Source organism: uncultured Thermosynechococcus sp. (genome assembly GCF_937958135.1).
GTDB lineage: Bacteria > Cyanobacteriota > Cyanobacteriia > Thermosynechococcales > Thermosynechococcaceae > Thermosynechococcus.
This window is the reverse complement of record NZ_CALGOG010000092.1, coordinates 1-9851: the sequence shown is the minus strand read 5'-3', so window position 1 is coordinate 9851 and position 9851 is coordinate 1. Positions and strand designations below refer to the sequence as shown.

The following is a 9851-nucleotide window of genomic DNA, read 5'->3' as shown; positions in this document are numbered from 1 at the left end:
GTGAGCCAAACATGATCAAGATGCTGCATCACCTGCCAGCGGGGTAAGACCCCCCGATTCGAGCCTGTGTGCTCCCAAAAACTAAATTGACAAAAGACGCGCGGTTCGGCTGGGGCGATCGCCCACACGCGGCCGAGGGTTTGTTCACTAAAACGCTGGAGTTGCGTAAACCGTTGATCTCCTTGAGCATGACGAGTTGCCACCGCACCACAGGCAGCAACAATCTGCCCCGCTTGCTCAAGGTAAAAATGCTCACTTTCGCCACTGACCTGCATCAGGCCAGCCAACAGCATTAGGGGATCAACCGTCGGTAAAGGCAGCCCCAGACTCAGGAACTGACAATTGGCCTGCTCTGCTGCCTGAATTCCAGCGCTGACCTGAGCATAAAACTCGGACTCAGAGGACAAATCAAAGGTGAGGGGCAGCGAAACGGGCATAACCAAACAAGGTCAAGATTGCCCTTACATTTTCCCCTTGGCAGGGAACCTTTGGCAAAAAGACTGGAACTTCCCGATGTCCCTGATTATGCTGAAGAGTAAGATCACTGTCTATTTCTGAGGCAAAAATGGCTAAGGTTGTGAAAACTGATGCTGAATGGCAAGCTCAACTGACTCCTGAGCAGTACTATGTCACCCGCAAAAAGGGAACGGAGCGCGCCTTCACAGGCTGCTACTGGAATAACAAAAAGCCCGGTCTCTATCGCTGTGTTTGCTGTGGCACGCCGCTCTTTCACTCCGAGACGAAGTATGATTCTGGCAGTGGCTGGCCGAGTTTTTGGCAACCCCTTGACCCCAAAAATATCCGCATGGAACCGGATTTCTCCCACGGCATGGTGCGCACGGAAGTTCTGTGCGCTGTCTGTGATGCCCACCTAGGTCACGTCTTTGAGGATGGCCCGCCACCCACAGGACTGCGCTACTGCATCAACTCAGCCGCGCTGGAATTTATCCCTGAATCTGCTCCCGCTTCGTGATCGTTGTGATTGAGGAGATTTTGCAGGACATTCTCCGCAGGAGTGCCCGCAGTCTCAAGGCGGATACGCACTCGGCCCAAGAACCCACCGTTCGCGCCAGCGGGACGGAGTCCTTAGTGACTCAGGGGCAGCTTAAATCACGCCTGAGCACCCTAGGAATCTCCGGGCTTTAGGCCGGGGAAGATGTCAAAGGTGCAAAATCGCGATCGCTGATTTTAGAGCGAATTTAGGGAGTAACCTTTTGGTTTCCTATTCCGCTAGTCAGCCCAACTAAGAGATTCTTGCGCTTGACAAACCCGCGCAAAAGCGAGACACTTAAGGCCAAATTCATCTTATTCTTTAGGTTTCGTGTAAAATGGCCAGTTGAATTCTCCTGTTTTAACGCAACTATCGTGGACGTTCGTGCATAGGTTCCCTTTTAGCCACGAAACTAGGGTTGTTAAAACATGAAACATATCATCTGGCTTTTACCGTCCTGAACTGTCGTGGTGACCTTCGCCATGGCGCGTTAGATCACTTTAGAACTATCTACGTTTATTGGGAGCAATAGTGAGTCGTTATGTTGGGCAAACTCCGTGACCTTATGGGTCTAACCCCAGAGACTGATATTTACGATGAGGAATACCCTCAAGGAACGCCACGAGCGGTAACCATGAACTCTGACGTGGAACCGTTGCCCACATCACGGCCAACCTTGAGTCAGGACTTTGACACCCACCACTCCCCCTCAGTGCCGACAGGATCAGCCCCTTCTAGTCCTTCTAATGTAATTGGTATGCCCAATACGGGTCGCTGGTGGGGTGCAGTGGCAGAAGTTTTGGTGATGCAGCCGCGCAGTTTTAGTGAAATGCCTGAGGTGATCAAAGCCCTCAAGGAGCGCAAGTCTGTGGTGTTGAATTTGACCTTGATGGAGCCAGAGCAAGCTCAACGCTCGGTGGACTTTGTTGCCGGTGCTACCTACACCATTGATGGTCACCAAGAACGCATTGGCGAAAGTATTTTCCTATTTACGCCAAGCTGTGTTCAAGTGAGCACCCAAGTGGGTGGGGTTCGCCCAAGTGCAACCTCCACACCCGGTACCCCACCCTCTGCTTGGGGTATGGATGCCCAACAACAGCGCAGTGCCTAGGGTGCCTGCCTTTGGGATCATTGGCTGTGGTCGCATGGCGGAGGCCATGCTTGCGCGACTCCTTGCAGATGGTCTGTTACCGGAGCAGGTTTGGGTGTCGGCGCGATCGCCCCAGCGGCAGCACTATTTAGCTGAGAGTTACGGGGTCAAAGTGACCACAAACCTAGAGGTGGCTACCGCCGAAACTCTCCTGCTGGCAGTCAAGCCACAGGTCTTTGCCGATATTGAGTCAGAATTGGCGGATACGCCGGTGGCTCAAAGTGGGGGGGTTGTCCTTTCAATCATGGCGGGCATCCACAGCGGGCGGCTGCGGCAACTCTTTCCCCAGCGGTTGATTTTTCGAGCAATGCCCAATACACCGGCACAGGTGGGCGCCGGAGTGATTGCCCTAGCCGGCGATAGTGTAGCCAGTGAACTGGAGATTCAAAAGATTAAGAATTTGCTAGGGGTGCTGGGGCAGGTGGTGACTGTCAGTGAAGGGCAAATGGATGCGGTCACGGCCCTGTCTGGCTCTGGCCCTGCCTTTATAGCACTGATTGTGGAGGCGCTGTGTGATGCCGGGGTGGCAGTGGGTCTGTCGCGATCGCTGACACAGGAACTCGTTTATGGCACAATAACAGGCACAGTACAATTACTTAGAGAGCGCGGGTTGCATCCAGCGCAACTCAAGGACGCAGTCACCAGTCCTGCGGGGACAACCATTGCCGGTCTCGAAGTACTGGAAGTTGCTGGTGTGCGTGGAACCCTCATGCAAACGGTAAAAGCGGCCTACGAGCGTGCCCAAGCCCTCAACTAAGTGCCTATGCCCAACTCCCCCACAACCGCTGACCCCCCCGCCATCGAAGGCTTAGATGTCAAGGTAGTGTTCATTTACTACTTTGCTTGTGTGACTGCCATCACCTGCCTAAGTTTGAGCCAAATTTGTCATTGGAGCCTGTTGTCTCCTTTGCCCTACCGTTGGGGACTAACGGTGGGCGCGATCGCTGCCTATTGGAATCATACGCAAGTCCTTGCGGTAGCACCGCTGCAACTTTCACGACTGGAGGCATGGCTAAAGGACAAGGGCTACCAAATTACTGCGATTGAAGAGAATTTGACCATTTATTGCTCGCCCCAAGGCTGGCAACGGGGGGCGGTGACGATTCGGCAACTGCAACAAAACTTAGCTGAGGATAGACTGTGACTGACTTTGGACGTGTGATTACCGCCATGATTACGCCATTTACCGCCGATGGCGCGATCGCCTACGAGGTGGCAGCGAACCTAGCGCAATACCTTGTGGCCAACGGCTCCGACGGCATTGTGGTGTGCGGTACAACAGGGGAATCCCCTACCCTCACTTGGGACGAAGAATTTCAACTCTTTCAAACGGTGCGGCAGGCGGTGGCCGGCAAAGCCAAGATCATTGCGGGAACCGGCTCCAACTCTACTCGGGAAGCAATCCATGCCACAGCCAAGGCCGCAGAACTGGGTCTCGATGGTGCGCTGTTGGTTGTACCCTACTACAATAAACCCCCCCAGGAGGGACTCTACGCCCATTTTCAGGCGATCGCCAAGGCGGTGCCAGACTTTCCCCTCATGCTCTACAACATTCCCGGCCGCACAGGACAAAACTTGCTCCCAGAAACGGTTATCCGCCTTGCTCAAGAGCACTCTAACATTGTGGCTATTAAAGAGGCCAGTGGCAGCCTTGATCAAGCCAGTGCCCTGCGCGCTGCCCTACCGCCGACTTTTCGCATTTACGCCGGCGACGACTCCCTGACGTTGCCATTACTGGCCATTGGTGGTTATGGTGTAGTCAGTGTGGCCAGTCACCTTGTTGGCTCACGTATTCAAGAGATGATTCAAGCCTTTGTCCAAGGAGAAACGGCCAAAGCCACGGCTATTCACTGTCAACTATTGCCACTGTTTAAGGTTTTATTCGTGACGACGAATCCGATTCCGATTAAAGCTGCCCTCAGCCTCCAAGGTTGGCCGGTGGGTGAACCCCGACTACCCCTCACGTCTGCGAGTGACGCTGTGATTGGCCAATTGAAGACCGTTTTAGATGACCTTGGCCTACTGAAGTCTTAGGGCAACGCAGGACATTTGCCAAGCTACACTTTTTTGTTCATTTCACTGTAAGGAGACCTATGAGTCAATCCGCTGCAACGGCTGCCTTAAAAATCATTCCCCTGGGTGGGCTGCACGAAATCGGCAAGAACACCTGTGTCTTTGAATTCCAAGATGAAATCATTTTGCTGGACGCAGGGCTAGCCTTTCCCACCGATGGTATGCATGGGGTGAATATCGTGCTGCCCGACATGACCTACTTGCGGCAAAATCGCGACAAAATTAAGGGGATGATTGTTACCCACGGTCACGAAGATCACATTGGGGGTATTCCCTTTCACCTCAAGCAGTTTGATATTCCCGTTATCTATGGCCCTCGCCTTGCCATGGCCTTGCTGCAAGGGAAACTCGAAGAAGCCGGGGTGGCCGATCGCACCGAACTTCGCCCAGTCCGGCCTCGAGAGATGGTGCGCTTGGGCAAAAACTTCCTCGTGGAGTATATCCGCAATACCCACTCCATTGCCGATAGCTTCTCGGTGGCCATTCATACCCCCATTGGCGTCATTATCCACACAGGGGATTTCAAGTTTGACTTTACCCCTGTGGATGGGGAGTGCTTTGACATTCAGCGGCTCGCGGAGCATGGTGAAAAGGGTGTGCTCTGTCTAATTAGTGACTCCACCAACTCAGAAGTCCCCGGCTACACCCCCTCGGAGCGATCGGTTTTCCCCAACTTGGATCGTGCCTTTAGCCAAGCCACGGGGCGGATTATCTTTACCACCTTTGCCTCGTCAGTGCATCGCCTCAATATGGCCTTAGAATTGGCACAAAAGTATGGCCGAGTGGTTTCTGTCTTGGGTCGCTCGATGCTCAATGTGATTGCCCATGCACGGCAGTTGGGCTACATTCGCTGCCCCGATGATCTCTTTGTGCCACTGCACATGATGCACAAGTACCCCGATCACCAAGTGATGTACTTGACCACCGGCTCCCAAGGGGAACCTCTTTCGGCACTGACGCGGATTTCTAAAGGGGAACACAACAAAATTAAAATTCGCTCCGGCGATACGGTGATTCTCTCGGCTCATCCCATTCCGGGGAACACGATTGCCGTAGTCAACATGATTGATCGTTTGATGATGCAGGGAGCTAAAGTCATCTACGGTCGCGAACAGGGCATTCACGTCTCTGGCCATGCCTGCCAAGAGGATCAAAAACTGATGCTGGCGTTGACGAAGCCAAAATTCTTTTTACCTGTGCATGGCGAGCACCGCATGTTAGTGAAACACGCCCAAACCGCTCAGAGCATGGGGATTCCTCCTGAGAATATGGTGATTATTGACAACGGCGATGTCGTGGAACTCACCCGTGACTCGATTCGTGTCATAGACAAGGTGCCCGCCGGCATTGAGCTACTGGATCGGGGTGGCATTGTCAAAGCCCATGTGCTGCAGGAGCGACAACAACTGGCTGAAGAAGGCATTATCACCGTGGCGATAGCGGTAGGTACTGATGGCACTCTAAAAGCGATTCCTGAAGTCCACCTGCAAGGCGTGGTCACGGCCATTGAGCCACAGGCTTGGCAGGCCTGGGTGCATGCCACGGTCGAAACTGCCTTGAGCGATCGCTGGAGTGAATATGCCCGCAACGGCGATATAGATTGGGCGGGGGTCAAAGCCCACATTGAACGGGAACTGGTGCGCCTCGTGCGCCGTGAACTTCAGGGCAATGCCTCAGTCCTATTGCTCCTGCAATCCATTGACGTCACCCCTCCTGTGACAACAGGAATTCGACGGCGGCGCAGCACAGCTTCTGTGGTTGGCTAGAATCAAACCGCTTGGGCAGGAGAGTGTGCCTGTTTTTACAGTGTCTTCTGCCCGTTTCTTTTCGTCTGCGCTGCCCTGGCCAGCGTTGAAGCAATAGAGGTTTTAGTTGACTTTTTGCCGAGAACACCCCCTCTCAGTGGGGCAAAGCCAAACTGTCACAAGGGCAGGGCAAAGACTCTGAACCATTGCCTAAGCCAGTTGCAGCAAATCAAGGGTTTGAGCATCAGTCCCAGGTTGTTCCGTCAATGCTTCCAGCTCCATATCCCACCAAGGATGCTGCGCAGACCGCCTTTAGCCGTTCTCGCTATACCCTTCAAAGATCACAGGATGGCCTTTCCTTGATGTCTCCTCATAATTCAGAAAAAGGCTGTCTCTTGGGTTCTTGGAGACTCAAGGGTGGGTCGAGCGAGCCTGCTGATAGACATAGGTTTTTGGATGGTTTCTGCCTATGCTAAGTTCCTTTTCTGAATGCCACTGAAGAGGAGTAAAACAAAAAAGGGGCAATGTTGTGCCCCGACCCTTGGTCAACGATTTCAATTTCTAGGAAAACATGGGCAAGTGAGAATAGATGGGTATCCACAGGGGACTCCAAGGGCCAAGGTTGAGTACCAGAGCCGCAATCGCCACGGTGCTGCTGAGCCATGTCAGCCATTGGGCGTAGATATTTGCCCCTTGTTTCTGGGTTTGCAGGTGTTCAACGGTTTGCTGAAGCTGCTCGACTTCTCGGTTAAGGTCTGCTATTTCGTGGTGTAGCCCTTCGATTTCACGTTCGCGATCGCTCACCGTGGCATGGCAGACCGCTAGCTCTGCCTCTTTTTCCCGACAGGTGGCCTCCATCGTGGTTAAAGAAGCGGTCAGTGTTGCCGTTTGCCTAGCATATTCCTCTTCGAGGCTGCTCCTGTGCTGGTAAGCAGTTTCTAGCTCCTGGCGATAGCGATCGCAATTCTCCCGTAACGCCTCATTTTCTGCTTGGCTATTGTTGAGGGCATTTGTCAATTCCGCCACCTGCTGGCGGTAGTCACTCACTTCAGTTTGCAGTTGCTGTTGCTGATCTTCTAGTTCTTGACAGCGGTTTTGCAGTCGCTCCACCTCTGAGCGCAATTGCTCGATTTCTTGGCGCTGGCGATCGCGCTCCTGTTCGCTACGGGTAACCAGTTCCTTTAGCCCTTCAATACGCTGGGCTTGCTCGCTAACAAGTTTGTGCAGGCGATCGCACTCTTCCTTCAAACGGGGGACAGAACCCTTGTACTGCCGCTGTACCCAAGTTCGCAAAAACGATAGGCCGGAGATGGTAAATCCAATCAGGGCATAGGTGCCCACCAGTGTATGACCCGTGGCCGACATCTGTAACATATTGAACCCCTGAACTTCAGTTGAATATCAATGAAAACGCCGCAATCCAGAATACAGCCCTTTTCCCCAGGAGGGAACACACCCAAACCAGTCAAAGCCGCTGTCGGACAGTTCTCTAATCTCCTTATCCTTTGGCGATCGCTCCCCTGTGGAGGCGCCGACCGACAATTTTTGAGAATGAGTGCATAAGCTTCTCCTCTCTAGTCTAGCGAGGGAGGTTGACCGCTGGCGGTAAAGGCTAAGGTTTCTGCCAGCATTGGTACAATAAGGGGTGAACTTGAATTTGCAAGGGGAATACCAATGACTGAGGCACCCGTTCTCCCCATTCTGTTGATGGGAGTTGCGAACTTTTTACAGTTTTACCTTATCATTCTCCTGATTCGGGTTCTGCTGTCGTGGTTTCCCAATATCAACTGGTACAATCCACCCTTTTCAATTATCAGTCAGTTAACAGATCCCTATCTGAATCTCTTTCGTGGTCTGATTCCCCCCATCGGTGGTCTGGACTTTTCGCCAATTATTGCCTTCTTCCTCCTGCAATTCCTTGTCCAACTCTTATCAGGCTTTTCCAGTAGTGCCACACTCTTCTAAACCATTTTTGGCTCACTAGGGTGCAATCGCCATGTCAACACTGCGTCCGTTTCAGGATGAATTTGAGGTCATTGTTGTCGGTGCCGGTCATGCGGGCTGTGAAGCGGCCTTAGCAACGGCGCGGTTGGGCTGTCGTACCCTTTTGCTGACCCTCAACCTCGATAAAATTGCTTGGCAGCCCTGTAATCCTGCGGTGGGTGGCCCCGCAAAATCGCAACTGGTGCATGAGGTGGATGCCCTAGGGGGCGAAATTGGCCGAGTGACCGATCGCACCTATCTGCAAAAGCGATTATTGAACGCCTCACGGGGGCCGGCGGTCTGGGCATTGCGGGCGCAAACAGACAAGCGCGAATACAGCGCCGTCATGAAGCAAGTGGTGGAAAATCAACCTAACTTGCTACTGCGCGAAGGCATGGTCACAGACCTCATTCTGGACGCTAACGACACGGTGATTGGGGTTGAAACCTACTTTGGGGTGGCCTTTCGCTGTCAGGCGGTGATCCTGACCACGGGAACGTTCCTCGGTGGCCGCATTTGGGTGGGAGATAAATCCATGCCTGCGGGTCGCGCTGGTGAATTTGCTGCAGAGGGACTCTCACAGACCTTAGCCCGTCTCGGCTTTGAGGTGGATCGCTTGAAAACAGGAACGCCCGCACGGGTGGATCGGCGATCGGTGGACTACAGCAAGCTGGAACCGCAACCGCCGGATGAGCAGGTGCGCTGGTTTAGCTTTGACCCCACGGCATGGGTGGAAAGGCCCCAAATGAACTGCTACTTGACGCGCACCACCGCTGCCACCCACCAATTGATTCGTGAGAATCTGCACCTTACCCCGGTCTATGGTGGTTGGGTAGATGCCAAAGGTCCCCGCTACTGCCCCAGCATTGAGGATAAAATTGTACGTTTTGCCGATAAAGAGAGCCATCAAATTTTCATTGAACCCGAAGGCCGCGATACGCCAGAACTCTACATTCAAGGGTTTTCCACGGGGCTACCAGAACCCCTGCAACTACAACTGTTGCGCACGTTGCCGGGGCTAGAAAACTGTATCATGCTGCGTCCGGCCTATGCGGTGGAATACGACTACCTGCCGGCGACTCAGTGCTTTCCCACGCTGATGACCAAGAAGGTTCAGGGGCTGTTCTGCGCCGGGCAAATCAACGGCACCACCGGCTATGAAGAAGCAGCCGCCCAAGGGATTGTGGCCGGGATTAATGCAGCTCGCTTTGTGCAGGGAAAACCGATGATCACATTCCCACGCCAAGAGAGCTACATCGGCACCCTGATTGACGATCTGTGTACCAAGGAACTGCGGGAACCCTACCGCATGCTCACCAGCCGCTCGGAGTATCGCCTCGTCTTGCGATCCGATAATGCGGATCAGCGGCTCACCCCCTTGGGGTATGAGATTGGCTTGGTGAGTGAAGCCCAGTGGCAGGTGTTTCAAGCAAAGCAACAGCGCCTAGCAGCTGAGACCCAACGCCTCCAGAGGACGCGCATTAAAGCCCATGAACCGGTGGGCGAGGCGATTGTGGCTGCGACGGGTCAAGCGATTAAGAGCGCCATTGCCCTTGATGAGTTGCTCCGGCGATCGGGGGTACACTACGACCTACTGGATCGCCATGGCCTTGGGAATCCAAACTTGACTCCCCAAGAAAAGGAAGCCGTTGAAATTGCCATTAAGTACGCCGGCTACATTGAGCGGCAGCAACGGGAAATTGAGCAGATTGCCCGCCAAGAACAGCGTCCGCTCCCTGCGGATTTAGATTACTTTGCCATCCCCACCCTTTCGATGGAGGCGCGGGAAAAACTGAGTGCTATCCGCCCCCTCACTATTGGTCAAGCCAGCCGTATTGGTGGAGTGAATCCGGCGGATATCAATGCCCTTTTGGTCTATCTCCAAGTGCAACAGCAGCGGCAATCCCTA

Annotated in this window: 10 protein-coding genes and 1 pseudogene; 9 read left to right on the top strand and 2 right to left on the bottom strand. The window is 53.6% G+C overall.

Annotated elements, in window-relative coordinates; all coding sequences use genetic code 11:
- Nucleotides 1-437 (bottom strand): annotated as a pseudogene (locus Q0711_RS10780) (hypothetical protein); the annotation flags it as partial.
- Nucleotides 438-565: 128 nt separating this feature from the next.
- Here Q0711_RS10780 and msrB point away from each other — a divergent pair.
- The 7 genes from msrB (at nucleotide 566) to Q0711_RS10745 (ending at nucleotide 5980) form a co-directional block, all read left to right on the top strand.
- Entirely contained in the window at nucleotides 566-973 is a 408-nt protein-coding gene (gene msrB, locus Q0711_RS10775; protein ID WP_298614014.1) for a peptide-methionine (R)-S-oxide reductase MsrB, read from the top strand.
- Complete coding sequence (locus tag Q0711_RS10770; RefSeq protein ID WP_298614012.1) at nucleotides 970-1146, top strand: hypothetical protein; 177 nt, start codon at nucleotides 970-972, stop codon at nucleotides 1144-1146. The genes msrB and Q0711_RS10770 overlap by 4 nt, the downstream gene beginning before the upstream one ends.
- A 386-nt stretch (nucleotides 1147-1532) precedes the next feature.
- Nucleotides 1533-2102, top strand: coding sequence for a cell division protein SepF (locus tag Q0711_RS10765; protein ID WP_298614011.1), 570 nt, complete (start codon nucleotides 1533-1535; stop codon nucleotides 2100-2102).
- Entirely contained in the window at nucleotides 2077-2898 is an 822-nt protein-coding gene (proC, locus tag Q0711_RS10760; protein ID WP_298614010.1) for a pyrroline-5-carboxylate reductase, read from the top strand. Before Q0711_RS10765 ends, proC begins: the two co-directional genes overlap by 26 nt.
- A 6-nt stretch (nucleotides 2899-2904) precedes the next feature.
- Nucleotides 2905-3285, top strand: a complete 381-nt coding sequence (locus Q0711_RS10755; protein WP_298617137.1) for a hypothetical protein — start codon at nucleotides 2905-2907, stop codon at nucleotides 3283-3285.
- Entirely contained in the window at nucleotides 3282-4175 is an 894-nt protein-coding gene (gene dapA, locus Q0711_RS10750) for a 4-hydroxy-tetrahydrodipicolinate synthase (protein WP_298614008.1), read from the top strand. The genes Q0711_RS10755 and dapA overlap by 4 nt, the downstream gene beginning before the upstream one ends.
- A gap of 59 nt (nucleotides 4176-4234) precedes the next feature.
- On the top strand, nucleotides 4235-5980 hold the full coding sequence (locus Q0711_RS10745; protein ID WP_298614007.1) for a ribonuclease J: 1746 nt from the start codon (nucleotides 4235-4237) through the stop codon (nucleotides 5978-5980).
- Nucleotides 5981-6520: 540 nt separating this feature from the next.
- Here the strand turns inward: Q0711_RS10745 and Q0711_RS10740 are convergent.
- Entirely contained in the window at nucleotides 6521-7333 is an 813-nt protein-coding gene (locus Q0711_RS10740) for a hypothetical protein (RefSeq protein WP_298616068.1), read from the bottom strand.
- 300 nt (nucleotides 7334-7633) lie between these two features.
- On the opposite strand from Q0711_RS10740, the gene Q0711_RS10735 reads away from it, so the two are divergent.
- The gene (locus tag Q0711_RS10735) at nucleotides 7634-7924 is read left to right on the top strand and encodes a YggT family protein (protein WP_298616071.1); all 291 of its coding nucleotides are present in this window, start codon (nucleotides 7634-7636) and stop codon (nucleotides 7922-7924) included.
- 31 nt (nucleotides 7925-7955) lie between these two features.
- The coding region (mnmG, locus tag Q0711_RS10730; protein WP_298616073.1) for a tRNA uridine-5-carboxymethylaminomethyl(34) synthesis enzyme MnmG at nucleotides 7956-9851 on the top strand (1896 nt) is incomplete at its 3' end.

Excerpts from the sequence above, each read along its gene's own strand:
- Q0711_RS10765 (WP_298614011.1), top strand. The coding sequence starts at position 1,533 with ATGTTGGGCAAACTCCGTGACCTTATGGGTCTAACCCCAGAGACTGAT.
- Q0711_RS10740 (WP_298616068.1), bottom strand. The coding sequence starts at position 7,333 with ATGTTACAGATGTCGGCCACGGGTCATACACTGGTGGGCACCTATGCC.
- Q0711_RS10755 (WP_298617137.1), top strand. The coding sequence starts at position 2,905 with ATGCCCAACTCCCCCACAACCGCTGACCCCCCCGCCATCGAAGGCTTA.
- proC (WP_298614010.1), top strand. The coding sequence starts at position 2,077 with ATGCCCAACAACAGCGCAGTGCCTAGGGTGCCTGCCTTTGGGATCATT.
- msrB (WP_298614014.1), top strand. The coding sequence starts at position 566 with ATGGCTAAGGTTGTGAAAACTGATGCTGAATGGCAAGCTCAACTGACT.
- Q0711_RS10745 (WP_298614007.1), top strand. The coding sequence starts at position 4,235 with ATGAGTCAATCCGCTGCAACGGCTGCCTTAAAAATCATTCCCCTGGGT.
- Q0711_RS10735 (WP_298616071.1), top strand. The coding sequence starts at position 7,634 with ATGACTGAGGCACCCGTTCTCCCCATTCTGTTGATGGGAGTTGCGAAC.